Genomic DNA, 14,419 nt, shown 5'->3' with positions numbered 1-14,419 from the left:
AAATGAAAGAAATGATCTTTTGCCGTACTTTTTTTCTATTGTGGAAACAATGTATTCAATGAGTGAGTGAAGGTTTTATGATTGATACTTGTTATGCCAAACGCCTGTATGGAAAAGCTCTAACAGTGGGGCTGCCATAAAAGCCATTTTCGCTAGTCCTCATCTCAAATCGGTACTTAAAACTGTAATAAGTACCATTTTCGCTAGTCCTCATCTCAAATTAGTACTTAAAACTGTAATAAGTACCATTTTCGCTAGTCCTCATCTCAAATTAGTACTTAAAACTGTAATAAGTACCATTTTCGCTAGTCCTCGTCTCAAATTGGTACTTAAAACTGTAATAAGTACCATTTTCGCTAGTCCTCATCTCAAATTGGTACTTAAAACTGTAATAAGTACCATTTTCGCTAGTCCTCGTCTCAAATCAGTACTTAAAACTGTAATAAGTACCATTTTCGCTAGTCCTCATCTCAAATCAGTACTTAATTAAGATTTGTACAGCATGCAACTGTGATATATTGTTCAAAACAACCGCCACCTCGGAAACCTGTTAATTAGTGAAACTATTAGAATAAGTAGCACAGCTAATTTCCAATAAATCTTCACTTAATCTTCCATAAAATCATAAGGCGAAAAATCCTCTTGGCCAACCTTCACCTGTAATAGCAACTCATCTGCTGTCTTTTCAGTAGCTGTTTCATCGTCACTTTCTATTTCCTTAAGCTCTTCCTTCTCTTCCATGCCAAAAAGTTCTTGTAAAAACTCCCCTAAGGAAGAGTAGCGTTGATTGGTATCTTCTGTTAGCACCCCTTTTAAAAATGCATCCTCATCTCCGCAAATGACAAGCGATTGCTTAGCACGAGTGATAGCTGTATAAATTAAGTTTTTTCGTAGCATTCGGTTATACCCCCTAATAATTGGAAGTATAACAATAGCAAACTCGCTCCCTTGAGATTTATGAATTGACGTACAATAAGCATGCATTAAATTCATTAAATCTGTTTTAGCATAAGGAACCTCTCGGTCTTCAAAGGCCACCACTACTTGTTCCTCTTGCTCCATATTTTCATCCTTTTCAAAAATGGCTACTACCTCTCCAATATCCCCATTGAAAACTCCATCCTCGGGCTGATTAACGAGCTGGATCACTTTATCTCCTTTTCGGAAAACCATCTCTCCAAAACGCATTTCTCTTCTACCAGGCACGGAAGGATTTAACACTTTTTGTAGTTCTTCGTTTAATCGATGGATTCCTGCCTTTGATCGATACATTGGTGCAAGCACTTGAATTTGTCGTAGATCGACACCTTTATCGTGTGCCTTTTTCACTATTTGCTTCACAATATCGACAACCTGATAATCAGAACATTTAAAAAAATTAAAATCATTAGCTTTCACAAGCGTTTCTTTCTCCACCTGACCATTTTTAATCTCGTGAGCAAGCTGGATTATTTTTGACCCTTCCTTTTGGCGATATACTTCTGTTAGCTGAATGGACTTTACTACTTTACTTGCCAATAAATCTGCCAAAACTTGACCAGGTCCAACAGATGGTAATTGATCTTCATCACCGACGATCAAGACTTGCATATCACTAGGTATAGCTCGGAACAATTGATAAGCAAGCCATATGTCTACCATCGAAAACTCATCGATGACAATTATTTTCCCTGTAATTCGATTGTTTTCATCCTTATCGAAAGTTTCATGTCCATCCCAGCCTAGTAATCGATGAATAGTCATACTCTCTATGCCAGTGGATTCCTTAAGTCTTTTTGCTGCTCTTCCAGTCGGTGCAGTAAGTATAAAAGGGTATTCCTCACTGTCATCATAATCGGCCTTATCAATTGAAAAGTCATGTATCTGAGCATAAGCATTAATAATACCCTTGATTACTGTTGTTTTCCCTGTCCCTGGACCACCTGTTAAAATCATTATTTTTTCCGACAAGGCTGTTTCTATTGCCTCGTATTGTTCTTTTCCGTAGCTTATGGTTTCTTTTTCTTCAATATCTCCAACTATTTTCAAAAGCTCTGCATCGGTAAAAGCCTTTTCTTGGCTCTTGTCCGCAATTCGCTTCACTTGCGCACAAAATCCTGTTTCAGAATAATAAAGTGAAGGCAAATATGCCTTTTTATCTGTCACAATAATTTCTTTTTTCTTATTTAGTTCCACAATTTCAGCAGTCAACTTCTCTGCTTCTATATTATTTTCTTCCCCATGAAGAAGTTGATCCATTTCACCAAGTAAAACATCCATAGGCAAATAGACATTTCCATCCTGTATACTATTTTGTAATACAAAGATACAAGCTGCCTGTAGTCTTGTTGGATGGTCTACTGTAATCCCATTTTGACGGGCAATTTGATCTGCTCTTAAAAATCCGAAACCTTCCACTTCAAACACAAATAAATAAGGATTTTCGATGAGATACTCCAATGTCTTCTCACGATAGGCGCTGTACATTTTTTGTGCCATTTTTAATCCGAAACCATATTTAGATAATTCTATTACTATATGCTCAAAACCCTGGTTCTCATGTAATATTTGATATATTTTCTCTTGTTTGTCTTTAGGTAATCCATTGACCTGTTCCAATACAGATTGGTCATTTAAAATTTTGGATAAGGCCGCTTCTCCTAATACCGTTACTATTCTTTCTGCTGTTTTTTTACCAATACCGGGAAATAAATCACTAGATAAATAAGCAATGACACCTTCCTTTGATTCAGGCAGAAATCGTTGGTAGCTATCCACTTGAAATTGTCGTCCAAATCGTTTATGCTCAACCATTCTTCCATAAAATTCATACGTTTCTCCTGGATCTAATCTTCGAAAATACCCTTTTACAACAATCTCTTTTTCAGAAAGCTCTTGATTTGTTTCCAATACTTTGATCTTTGCTATCGAAAAATGCTCTTGTTTATTTTCGAATATGGTATGGATCATTTCCCCTTTTATAAAATTTTTTTGTTCAACAATTGGATCTGTTGACATTGCCTATACCCCTTTATTCACTCATTATCTGCAAGCATTTTTTCGATTTGATTCTTCCCGTTAGCCGCAAGACTATGTTCAGGCTGAATTTCGAGCGCTCTAGTTAAGTGTGCTAACGCCTCTTGGATGTTCTCATTAAACAAGCTAATAACCCCTAAATTATAGTGGGCATCACTATGATTTGTTTCAAGCTCTAATACTTTTATAAAAACTTCTTTTGCATTGGTTAATTGTTCTGTTTGGGCCAGGGCAAGACCATATTGGAACCAGACATCTGCATCCTCTCCATTTAATTCGGTGGCTCGTTGTAAGTATGGTAACGCATGCTTGAATTTCTCATCATATAAACAAGACAATCCAAGCATAAAATAGACATCCGCTTCATCAAGTCCTAATGTTAATGCCTTTTGAAAATTGACTCTCGCGTCATTAAATTCATCTTGTTCAAAATAAACGTTGCCTAAGCCATAAAAAGCGGTGGCTGCTTCTTCATCTAATTGAGTCGCCTTTTGATAAAACTTCTGGGCACGCCCATAGTCTTTCATATGTAAAAGTAAGTTTCCAAAATTTATATAATGTATTGGGTCGTTTGGGTTTTGTTCTATTGCTTCTGTAAAGTACTTGGCCGCTTCTTCAAGCTTACCTTCTTTCATATATTGTATTCCTTGGTCCATTTCTTTCATCATTTAAAACCTCCATGCACCTATTTTACTTGATTTTAATGAAAAAACAAAGAGAGGGGAGTTCATACTGAAAATTTGATCATTCTTATTATTATATACAAACAAAAAGGCGTATACTGATACTTAAAATTTGTATCAATATACGCACTTTCTTATAGTACTTATTACTAAAGCATTTTCTCGAAAAACTATCCTACATAATCCAAAAATTTATCATTTTTGATGATTTCGTTAATGGTTCCCCCACCTAAACAGACTTCATTTTGATAGAAGACAACTGCTTGGCCTGGCGTAATCGCTCTTTCACTGTCATCAAAAACGACTTTTACTGTTCCATCGGTATTCGGGTAGACAGTCACTCCACTATCCTTTTGGCGATAGCGGAATTTTGCCGTACAATGGAAGGCCTCTACAGGTGCCTCATTAATCCAATTTAGATCTGTAGCCAATAACCCATCAGAATAGAGGGCATCATTATGGTAGTCTGCTCCAACATATAGAACATTTTCCTGAAGGTTTTTACCGACAACAAACCACGGGCCACCTGGCCCCCCAATACCAAGGCCTTGTCTTTGACCGATGGTATAATACATTAAGCCATCATGCTCACCTTTTACTTCTCCCGATAAAGTCATGATTTTACCTGGCTGTGCTGGTAAATATTCACTTAAAAATTCCTTGAAATTGCGCTCACCGATAAAACAAATACCGGTACTATCTTTTTTGGTGGCTGTTGCCAAGCCATTTTCAGTGGCAATGCGACGCACTTCGGATTTTGGTAGATGTCCTAATGGGAACATTACTTTCTCTAATACTTCTTCTGACAATTGATTTAAGAAGTAGGTTTGATCTTTGTTATCATCTACTCCTCGAAGCATTTCTACTCTGTCACCAATGCGGCGTATTTGTGCATAATGGCCAGTTGCCACATAATCAGCGCCTAGTGATAATGCATGCTCTAAAAAGGCTTTAAACTTAATTTCTTTATTACACATCACATCCGGATTTGGCGTTCTCCCAGCTTTATATTCATCCAAAAAGTAGGTGAAGACTTTATCCCAATATTGTTTTTCAAAATTGACTGCATAATATGGAATGTCTAATTGGTTACATACACGAACGACATCATCGAAGTCTTCAGTTGCGGTACAAAAGCCTGTCTCATCGGTATCATCCCAGTTTTTCATAAATATTCCAACAACATCATAGCCTTGTTGTTTCAATAATAGTGCTGTAACAGAAGAATCCACCCCACCACTCATTCCTACAACTACACGTGTGTCTTCAGGTCTTTTCATCTGTATCACCTCATTTTTAGTTTGTTGTTAACCTTTTGACAATTTGAGCAACACGTCTTGCTGCTTCTAAAATATTTTCTTCATTATTGGCAAGCCCAAAACTAAAGCGTATGGAGTTCGTTGTACAGGCACTATTTTCGGTAAACATTGCGCTTAATACATGAGATGGCTCAACTGAACCTGCTGTACATGCACTTCCACTTGATGCAGCAACTCCACTTAGATCAAAATTGGTTAGCAATTGTTCCACATTTGTACCTGGAAAGCTAATGTTTGTTATAGTAGGTACTCTAGGACTATCGTTCCCATTTATTTCGAAATGTACGCCTTCTTCTTTTAAGACATGGATGAATGTCTGATTATAATGAAGGTACATTTCATACCTTAGTTCCCTTTCTGCTTGTGCAAGCTTAATTGCTTCGGTAAATCCTGCAATTCCTGCTACATTTTCTGTGCCTGGACGCCGCTTCCGTTCCTGTTCTCCTCCGAATTGTCGTGGATTTAATCGAACATTAGGATGTGAATATAAGAATCCTAACCCTTTTGGTCCATTAATTTTATGGGAGGAGACAGTTAAAAGGTCTACCCCTAATTCTTGTACATTAATTGGTAGCATTCCATATGCTTGTACAGCATCTGAATGGAATACAGCAGGATGATCTCTCAGCAGTTCACCAATTTCTCTAATTGGCTGAATAACACCTGTTTCATTATTTACCATCATTACTGTGACTAGAATCGTATCATCTGTTAAAGCTCTTTTTAACTCTTCTACACTGACTAAACCATCTTCATCTACATCCAAATAGGTTACGCGATATCCATGTTTTTCTAGATATTCAGTAGTGTGCAATACCGCATGATGCTCTATTTTGGTTGTAATGATGTGCTTCCCTTTTGTCGATTCATTTGCCACACCTAGAATGGCAAGGTTATCTGCTTCTGTTCCACCACTTGTAAAGACAATATCCTTCTCATTAGCTCCAATAGATTGAGCTGCTACGAGTCGAGCTCGATCAAGTATTTGTCTCGATTTTCGACCAAAGGAGTGAACACTCGAAGGATTTCCATATTGATCATGCATGCATTTTGTCATTTCCTCAATAACCTTTGGGTGCATAGGAGATGTTGCTGCATGGTCCAAATAAATTGCATTCATTCGTTGTCAGCCTTTCTCTCTTAAATATAGAACATGTAAGGGTCCTGTGTTCCTTGCTCTCCATAGTTGGAGAGATCCTGTAACGTGGTGGTATCCAATACTTCTTTGACCGCATCACGGATTCGAATCCACAGTTCTTGCTTTGCTGGCTCTTCATTTTCTATGCCCTCTACAGGGGTAATCGGACCTTCTAATATACGTATAATATCCCCTGCAGTAATATCATCTGGTTCCTTTGCAAGCACATAACCTCCATAAGCTCCACGAACACTTTTCACAAGGCTGGCATTTCTTAATGGAGCTACTAATTGCTCTAAATAATGCTCTGATAAATTATTTTCTTTGGCAATCGATTTTAGAGAAATGGGTCCATTGCCATTTTGTTTTGCTAATTCGATCATAATGGTTAATCCATATCTACCTTTTGTCGAGATTTTCATACATACACCTCATTTTAAAATATCTCCATCAAATTTATCTTATGTCTAGAAAAGTTTGTCATTAGTTGCTATTATAGCATGAATGATAGATTTATTGCAGAATGATTATGGAAAAGCTTAAGGGAATGCCAACAATATAATCTATTTGCAAATTCTATAATTATATAGAAAAAGGATAAAAAAGTCAAGAGTAATATTTATAATACAAATACTCTATCTCATAAATAGTGTTAAATAACTCCATTTCTAATAAGGAAGTGATCTTAATGTCAGGTAAACCTTTAGCATTTCGCATGCGTCCTCAACATATTGATGATGTAATCGGACAAAAACATCTTGTTGGCGAGGGTAAAATGATCAGAAGAATGGTAGAGGCAAATAGACTTCATTCTATGGTATTATACGGTCCACCAGGGACAGGCAAAACATCTATGGCAATTGGAATTGCAAACAGCCTCAGCCTACGCTATAAATTATTGAACGCTGCGATTGATAAGAAAAAGGATATGCAAATTGCGGTAGAAGAAGCGAAAATGTCTGGTCAGCTTGTCGTCATACTTGATGAGGTGCATCGCTTGGATAAAGCCAAACAAGACTTCTTGCTTCCACACGTTGAGTCTAATCTAATCACGTTAATTGGTTGTACTACAAGCAATCCATATCATTCGATTAACCCTGCTATTAGAAGTAGGTCTCATATTTTTGAACTCTATCCTTTAGAGCAAGAGGATATTTTAGAAGCTTTAGAGCGAGCTATTCACGATACAACAAACGGGCTAGGAGCCCTCCCTATTTCCCTCCAACAAGATGCAAAAGAACATTTTGCAAATACAGCAAATGGTGATTTAAGAGCAGCATTAAACGGATTAGAACTTGCTGCCTACTCTACACCGAAAAATGAAGAAGGTAAGATTGTAATCAACTTAGCTAATGCAGAGGCGTCCATGCAAAAGAAAAGCTTCTCTCATGATAAAGGCGGGGATGCACATTATGATGTTTTATCAGCCTTTCAGAAATCTATTCGTGGAAGTGATGTAGATGCAGCCCTCCATTATTTAGCAAGGCTTATCGAAGCCGGGGATTTGGATAGTATTGCAAGGAGAATGCTCGTATGTGCCTATGAAGATATTGGACTAGCAAATCCACAGGCAGGCCCACATACACTCTCTGCAATTGAATCTGCTGAGAGAGTAGGATTTCCTGAAGCAAGAATTCCACTATCTGCAGCAATTATAGAGCTATGTCTTTCACCTAAATCCAATAGTGCGATCATGGCGATTGATGCCGCCTTATCTGATATTAGAAAAGGCGATACTGGGGAGGTACCTGCACACCTAAAGGATGCACATTACCAAGGAGCAAAGGCACTTGGTAGAGGACTTGATTATAAGTATCCTCATGCTTATGATGCTGGATGGGTGAAGCAACAATATCTACCTGACAAAATCAAACATAAGCAATATTATCATCCAAAAGAAACTGGTAAATTCGAAAAAAATATTAAGCAAATTTATGATAATTTAAAAAAGTAATGTTTAAATCTTGTTTTTCTGGTCACAATAAGGAATAAGCTCAAACACGTACGATTATGAATCTAGTTTAGATCTATATAATCTATCACAAAAATTATTGATTAGAAAAACAAGGAGTGAAGGAAATGGCCAAAGTACGTCAGGATGCATGGTCTCATGAGGATGATTTGCTACTAGCAGAGACTGTGCTACGTCATATTAGGGAAGGGAGCACACAATTAAAAGCATTCGATGAAGTAGGGGACAAGTTAAACCGTACATCAGCTGCTTGTGGATTCAGATGGAATGCTGAAGTTCGCCAAAGCTATGAACAAGCGGTTCAAATTGCAAAAAAACAACGAAAAGATCGAAAAAGGGCTCTCGCAAACAAAGAGCAAAATACTACTACAACAACTACTAATCTTCATTTACCAGAGGAAGAAGAGGTATTTGATAAAAGTTCACAAGAGGAATCCTTTATTTGGAATTGGAAAAAAGAAGAAACCAAGCCTGCTATGCAAGATGTGGCCCCTCAATCTTCCTTAGATTTGAGTCAAGTCATACGCTATTTGCAATTCCTTAAGAAAGAACAGCAACAAATGAAATATTCCCAGTCTAATATGGAAAGATTAATTCAAGAAAAAGAACAACTTCAAACACAGCTAGAAACTCACCGAAAAAGAGTACAAGAATTAGAACAAGAATTACAAACAATGCATGAAGACTATCAGGCTTTTATGCAGATTGTAGAACGCGCCAGAAAAATGGTAGTCTTTGATGAAGAACAACCACGACCCGTACCTAAATTCCGCATGGATAAGAACGGAAATCTTGAACAGGTCGCAAAATAAAAAACTGAGCTTTTGCTCAGTTTTTTGCTATTTTTAGCCAGAAAAAGATCAAAGTAGTCTTTTTTTAAATTTCACCTAAATAGAACAAAAAAACACACCTTCCTCAGATGTGTTCCGTGTATGTATCGAAATCCCAATTGTGCCGTCGTAGTGATGAAGTTTTGATCCCGCTCAAGGCAGGTGGGTGCCCTGTCCTACACTTCATACTTCCACATTCGCTTCCTAAGTAAAGTGGCTTGCACACCATGTAGGAACACTGGGCTCCCGATGTTAATGGTGTTCGGTCAAAACGTCATTGATCCGACGAACACATCAGGATTTGTTTATCATTTTGTAAATAAATCATAGCATATTTTCACTTGATTTTCAAGTTTACAATTTCTTTACAATGTCGACTCCATTTAGTTTAATTTTAGATGCAATTCATTCAGTTGCTTGATATCTACTGGACTTGGAGCTTCCGTCATCGGATCCTGGGCTGATGCTGTTTTTGGGAATAAAATCGTATCTCGTAGATTTGTGCGACCGGCAAGCAGCATGATAAAACGATCGAAGCCAAACGCAATTCCCCCATGTGGTGGTGCTCCATACTCTAATGCATCCAATAAGAATCCAAACTGTGCTTCCGCTTCTTCTTTAGTAAAGCCTAGCTTTTCAAACATTTGGTTTTGCATCTCTCTTTGATAAATACGTAAAGAACCTCCACCAAGCTCATATCCATTTAACACTAAATCATAAGCCTGTGCACGTACCGCACCTGGATCTGTATCTAACTTATCTAAATCAGATTCCATTGGCATGGTAAACGGATGATGAGCTGCATGGTAGCGACCCGCCTCTTCATCATACTCTAGCAACGGCCAATCTGTAATCCATAAAAATTCATATATGCTTTCGTCAATCAGATGATGCTCCTTCGCAAGCTTCAGACGTAAAGCACCTAAAGTATCGAATACAACCTGCTTCTTATCTGCTACAAAGAATAATAGGTCTCCTGCTTCCGCTTCAAGCAAGGAGCGGAATTGGTTTTGTTCTTCTTCTGAGAAGAACTTTGCAATGGGGCCTACTAATCCCTCTTCCTCCACTTTTAACCAAGCTAGACCCTTTGCTCCATAGATTTTAGCAAAGTCTGTCATATTGTCTAAATCTTTACGAGAATATTGGTCAGCTTTTCCTTTCAGATTCAGACCACTAACTTTACCTCCGTTTTCCACTGCTTCGCGGAAAACTTTAAAGCTAGACTCTTTTACAACGTCTGATAAACTCACTAACTCCATACCAAAACGAACATCTGGTTTATCTGATCCAAAACGCTCCATTGCTTCATCATACGGCATGCGTAAAAATGGTGTTTGCACATCTATACCCTTAACTTCTTTCATGACTTTCTTCATCATTCTTTCTGTCATATCCAAGATATCATCCATCGACATAAACGATGTTTCGATATCAATTTGCGTAAACTCTGGTTGACGATCCGCTCTTAAATCCTCATCACGGAAGCATCGAGCAAATTGATAATATTTCTCAAATCCTGCCACCATTAAAAGCTGTTTAAAAATCTGTGGAGATTGCGGTAATGCATAAAAATACCCTTCATGAACACGACTCGGTACTAAATAATCACGTGCCCCTTCTGGTGTACTTTTCGTTAACATAGGTGTTTCCATTTCTAAAAATGACTCATCATTTAAAAAAGCACGAATAGACTGTGTTGCCTTATGACGTAGTTTGAAGGTTTCTTGCATTACTTCACGTCGCAAATCTAAATAACGGTATTTTAATCGAATATCCTCAGAAACATCGATATCATCAGTTAAGGAAAATGGTGGGTTCAATGAAGCGTTTAGTATTTTTATTTCACTTACAAGGACTTCAATCTCTCCTGTAGCAATTTTAGGATTGATTGTATCTTCATCCCTTTCAACTACTTCCCCTTTTATTTCAACGACATACTCACTTCTCACACTATCTGCAATGACCAACGCCTCTTTTGAAATTTCCGCATTAAAAACGGTTTGAACAACACCTGAGCGGTCACGAAGATCAATGAAAATAATTTCACCTAAGTCCCTTCGCTTTTGTACCCAACCTTTTAACACAACTTCTTTTTTTTCATCTTTTTTTGATAATGTACCAGCTAATGTACGATTTTTCATCTATAGTCCCCCTTACAACAATCTTTGTAAATATCCGTTTAATTGCTCTAATTCGATGGTATCTTGCTCACCAGAATCCATATTTTTCACCGCAATTTGATTATTTGCTAACTCATCCTCACCCAGAACGAGGACGAATTTTGCTTGTAAACGATCTGCTGCTTTAAATTGTGCTTTCATTTTTTTACCTTGATAATCCTTGTCGACTTGAATACCTGATTCTCGTAATTTATTCACAATGGATGCTGCTTTTATATTAGCTTCATCTCCGATCGAGATAACATAGCAATCTAATCGCTCATCGATCGGTAAACCGACACCTTCTGCTTCTAAAGCCATAAGTAGACGTTCAATACTCATAGCAAAACCTATTCCAGGTGTTTCCGGTCCGCCAAGCTCTTGAACTAATCCATTATAGCGTCCCCCGCCAGATAAGGTCGTTATAGCACCAAATCCTTGTGCATCACTCATTATTTCAAAGGCAGTGTGATTATAATAATCTAAACCTCGAACTAGATTTTTATCCACAATATAGGAAATGTTCATGGCATCCAAATATGCTTGAACCTTTTCAAAATATTGACTGGACTCCTCATTTAAATAGTCTAAGATAGACGGAGCTGTTGCCATTGCTTCATGATCACGATCCTTCTTACAATCAAGCACTCGAAGCGGATTTTGCTCCAGTCTTGTTTGACAATCCGAGCAAAGCTCTTCCTTCACTGGTGTGAAATGATCGATCAATGCTTGACGGTGATTTTCTCTGCTTTCCTGATCTCCTAAGCTATTAATGACAAGCTTCAACGACTTTAAACCAAGTGATTGATAGGCATTCATTGCAAGAGATATTACCTCTGCATCAATTGCTGGATCCGCACTACCTAATGCCTCTACTCCATATTGGACAAATTGTCGCATTCTTCCTTGCTGAGGACGTTCATAGCGAAACATTGGTCCGATATAAAAAAGCTTAGTAGGTTGGCTTGGACTTCCAAATAGCTTGTGCTGAACAAACGCTCTTACTACAGATGCAGTTCCTTCAGGTCTTAATGTAATACTGCGATCTCCCTTATCCGTAAAGGTATACATCTCTTTTTGGACAATATCGGTTGTATCACCGACACCTCGCTCAAATAATTCGGTATGCTCGAATATTGGAGTTCGAATCTCTTTATATTGATAGAGATTACTTAATTCCTTCAATTTACCTTCGACATATTGCCACTTATCTGAAACACCAGGTAATAAATCCTGTGTTCCTCTAGGTGCTTTCATAGCATTTCCCCCTATTTAATATTCTGTAATTAGCTTTTTCTTTTCAATCTGGAGAATTAGAAAAACTCTCATCCCAAAAAAGGGACGAGAGTTATACCCGTGTTGCCACCCTAGTTGAAGTAATCCATATTACTCCCACTCAAACAGTTAACGCCTGCCTACGTTTATACCTACTTCATTCAGTATAAAGCCTCCAGAATGTCATTCACTAAAGACGGTTAGTAAGAATTCTTTCAGCCATAGGAATTCTCTCTCTTTTCTACCGTTGACATCAGCTACTATTTCCTTCACATGCTTTCATCGTATCATATTATGGAATTGTTTCTATCATAATCGTTGGAAAAGACTTTTGTCAAGATAGATGAGTGCTTTTCTTCCATTTTTGTGTTGAATGAATGGTAATATTCGCCGCTTGAGCGATATTAAACTTATTATCATTGGCAACATAATCTGTATAACCATGTATTTTCCTTGTATTTACACTGCTTGAGGACAGTATAAGATTTTGTTTAAAATTGGTTCTCATGAAATCCTCTTCCTTTTTCACTTTTATTTCCATCTATTTTTCGTTAAAATATAAACGAGAAAAGACAAAGGAGCGTACCGTTTGTGAAGAAAAAGCTATTATTTATGCTTTTTATTAGTTCGATCATTATTTTTTCCATGTCATGTTATCTTTATGCAAAACAAGCGCAAATTGAGGGAGAAAATCTAAATGTGCGTAATGGGCCAGGAACAGAATATGAAGTCATTGCACAGGTTAATCCACCTGATACTTATCGTATTATTGAAGAAGTAGACGAATGGATTAAAATTGAACTTGCTACTGAAAATGGTTGGATACATAAAGATTATGCTCAAATTGTTGAAAAGGAAATGCAGGAATCCGAAGAGAATGAAAAAAGCACAACGACTACTCAAGCCTCCCCTACAACATCAGAAATAAAGGATTTTCATTCTTCAGTTTCTGATTTAAATGGTAAGATAATCGTGATTGACCCAGGTCATGGAGGAATTGATGTTGGAGCGATTGGAGCAAGTGGTGGCTATGAAAGTAACTACACGTTAAAAACATCGTTTGTCCTAAAAGAAATGCTGGAAGCTCATGGAGCGAAGGTATATCTTACCAGAAACAAAAACTACTATGTTTCTCTTACAAGCCGTACCACTTATTCAGGTTCTAAGTTTCCAGATGTTTTTTTGAGTCTTCATTATAATAGTACTCCTGAGCTACCGGACGTTAAAGGTGTGGGGACTTACTATTATAGTGACACGGATCAATCGTTGGCTAAATATGTACACAAAGGCATCCTTTCACAAACTGGGATGAATGATCGTGGAGTAGTTCAAGAGGATTTACAGGTGTTACGAATGAATCACCGTCCATCCTTACTTCTAGAATTGGGATTTCTCTCCAATCGAGAAGAAGAAAGTCATCTTAGATCAAATGTTTTCTTAGAATCCATGAGTAGAGGAATTATAATGGGCTTGTATGATTATTTCAACAAATGATCGTTATTACCATTCTCAGACAATAGCAAACCCTCCAATAGTTTGTTTTCTATTGAAGGGTTTTGATCTTTTATTTACGTTCTGCTGAATCGAGGATAATTGTTACAGGACCTACATTTGTAAAACTTACGTTCATCATTTCGCCAAAAGCACCTGTTTCGACCGTTATTCCATTATTGCGTAGTTTTCGGTTCCATTGTTCATATAGCTTTTCTGCTTGATCTGGCTTAGCTGCTTGCATAAAATTTGGTCTTCTTCCTTTGCGGCAATCAGCGTATAAGGTGAATTGAGAAATCGATAAGATACTGCCACCAATATCCTTTAATGAGAGGTTCATCTTCCCTTGATTATCCTCAAAGATTCTTAAATGTATCGTTTTGTTGACAAGATACTCCAAGTCCTCTTCTGTGTCGCCGTGAGTGATCCCCACCAATGCAACAAAACCATTCTCTATTTTACCAACTGAAGCATTTTTTACGGTAACTTCAGCATCTTTTGCTCTTTGCAATATTACTTTCATCGTGCTAACCTACC

12 protein-coding genes, 1 other RNA gene and 1 other annotated feature are annotated in these 14,419 nt (G+C 37.6%); of the genes, 3 read left to right on the top strand and 10 right to left on the bottom strand.

Translation table 11 applies throughout. The features are described 5' to 3' along the window. Positions 1-606: 606 nt before the first annotated feature. From recD2 to cymR, 5 genes are all read right to left on the bottom strand, one after another. Positions 607-2,997: an SF1B family DNA helicase RecD2 gene (gene recD2, locus ACZ5N5_RS14095; protein WP_464372675.1), complete on the bottom strand. Its 2,391-nt coding sequence runs from the start codon at positions 2,995-2,997 to the stop codon at positions 607-609. 17 nt (positions 2,998-3,014) lie between these two features. Next, complete coding sequence (locus ACZ5N5_RS14090; protein WP_464372674.1) at positions 3,015-3,683, bottom strand: tetratricopeptide repeat protein; 669 nt, start codon at positions 3,681-3,683, stop codon at positions 3,015-3,017. 185 nt (positions 3,684-3,868) lie between these two features. Beyond that, positions 3,869-4,978 (bottom strand): tRNA 2-thiouridine(34) synthase MnmA, encoded by a 1,110-nt coding sequence (mnmA, locus tag ACZ5N5_RS14085; RefSeq protein WP_054787791.1) that lies wholly within the window; start codon positions 4,976-4,978, stop codon positions 3,869-3,871. A 16-nt stretch (positions 4,979-4,994) separates the two neighbouring features. Next, entirely contained in the window at positions 4,995-6,137 is a 1,143-nt protein-coding gene (locus ACZ5N5_RS14080) for a cysteine desulfurase family protein (RefSeq protein ID WP_054787792.1), read from the bottom strand. 20 nt (positions 6,138-6,157) lie between these two features. Continuing rightward, positions 6,158-6,577: a cysteine metabolism transcriptional regulator CymR gene (gene cymR, locus ACZ5N5_RS14075; protein WP_109984085.1), complete on the bottom strand. Its 420-nt coding sequence runs from the start codon at positions 6,575-6,577 to the stop codon at positions 6,158-6,160. 266 nt (positions 6,578-6,843) lie between these two features. Between cymR and ACZ5N5_RS14070 the strand changes: the two genes are divergently transcribed. Further along, positions 6,844-8,109 carry a replication-associated recombination protein A gene (locus tag ACZ5N5_RS14070; protein WP_464372673.1) on the top strand — a complete coding sequence of 422 codons (1,266 nt, stop codon included), beginning with the start codon at positions 6,844-6,846 and terminating at the stop codon, positions 8,107-8,109. 125 nt (positions 8,110-8,234) lie between these two features. Then, entirely contained in the window at positions 8,235-8,939 is a 705-nt protein-coding gene (locus ACZ5N5_RS14065) for an RsfA family transcriptional regulator (protein WP_464372672.1), read from the top strand. Between the two features lie 126 nt (positions 8,940-9,065). Here the strand turns inward: ACZ5N5_RS14065 and ssrS are convergent. From ssrS to ACZ5N5_RS14045, 4 genes are all read right to left on the bottom strand, one after another. After that, positions 9,066-9,261: non-coding RNA, 6S RNA (ssrS, locus tag ACZ5N5_RS14060), on the bottom strand. Positions 9,262-9,340: 79 nt separating this feature from the next. Beyond that, a complete protein-coding gene (gene aspS / locus ACZ5N5_RS14055; RefSeq protein WP_464372671.1) occupies positions 9,341-11,098 on the bottom strand; it encodes an aspartate--tRNA ligase in 1,758 nt (585 codons plus the stop codon). 12 nt (positions 11,099-11,110) lie between these two features. Next, entirely contained in the window at positions 11,111-12,373 is a 1,263-nt protein-coding gene (gene hisS / locus ACZ5N5_RS14050; RefSeq protein ID WP_464372670.1) for a histidine--tRNA ligase, read from the bottom strand. Between the two features lie 77 nt (positions 12,374-12,450). Continuing rightward, positions 12,451-12,674 (bottom strand) — a binding site (T-box leader). A 51-nt stretch (positions 12,675-12,725) separates the two neighbouring features. Continuing rightward, on the bottom strand, positions 12,726-12,899 hold the full coding sequence (locus ACZ5N5_RS14045) for a hypothetical protein (protein ID WP_181397471.1): 174 nt from the start codon (positions 12,897-12,899) through the stop codon (positions 12,726-12,728). A gap of 83 nt (positions 12,900-12,982) precedes the next feature. On the opposite strand from ACZ5N5_RS14045, the gene ACZ5N5_RS14040 reads away from it, so the two are divergent. Further along, positions 12,983-13,885, top strand: a complete 903-nt coding sequence (locus ACZ5N5_RS14040; protein ID WP_109984080.1) for an N-acetylmuramoyl-L-alanine amidase — start codon at positions 12,983-12,985, stop codon at positions 13,883-13,885. A gap of 70 nt (positions 13,886-13,955) precedes the next feature. Here the strand turns inward: ACZ5N5_RS14040 and dtd are convergent, their stop codons facing one another. Further along, positions 13,956-14,405: a D-aminoacyl-tRNA deacylase gene (dtd, locus tag ACZ5N5_RS14035; RefSeq protein WP_277679751.1), complete on the bottom strand. Its 450-nt coding sequence runs from the start codon at positions 14,403-14,405 to the stop codon at positions 13,956-13,958. Positions 14,406-14,419 lie beyond the last annotated feature (14 nt).

It is taken from the genome of Gracilibacillus sp. JCM 18966 (assembly GCF_055392695.1).
This window is presented reverse-complemented; position numbering and strand designations above follow the sequence as displayed.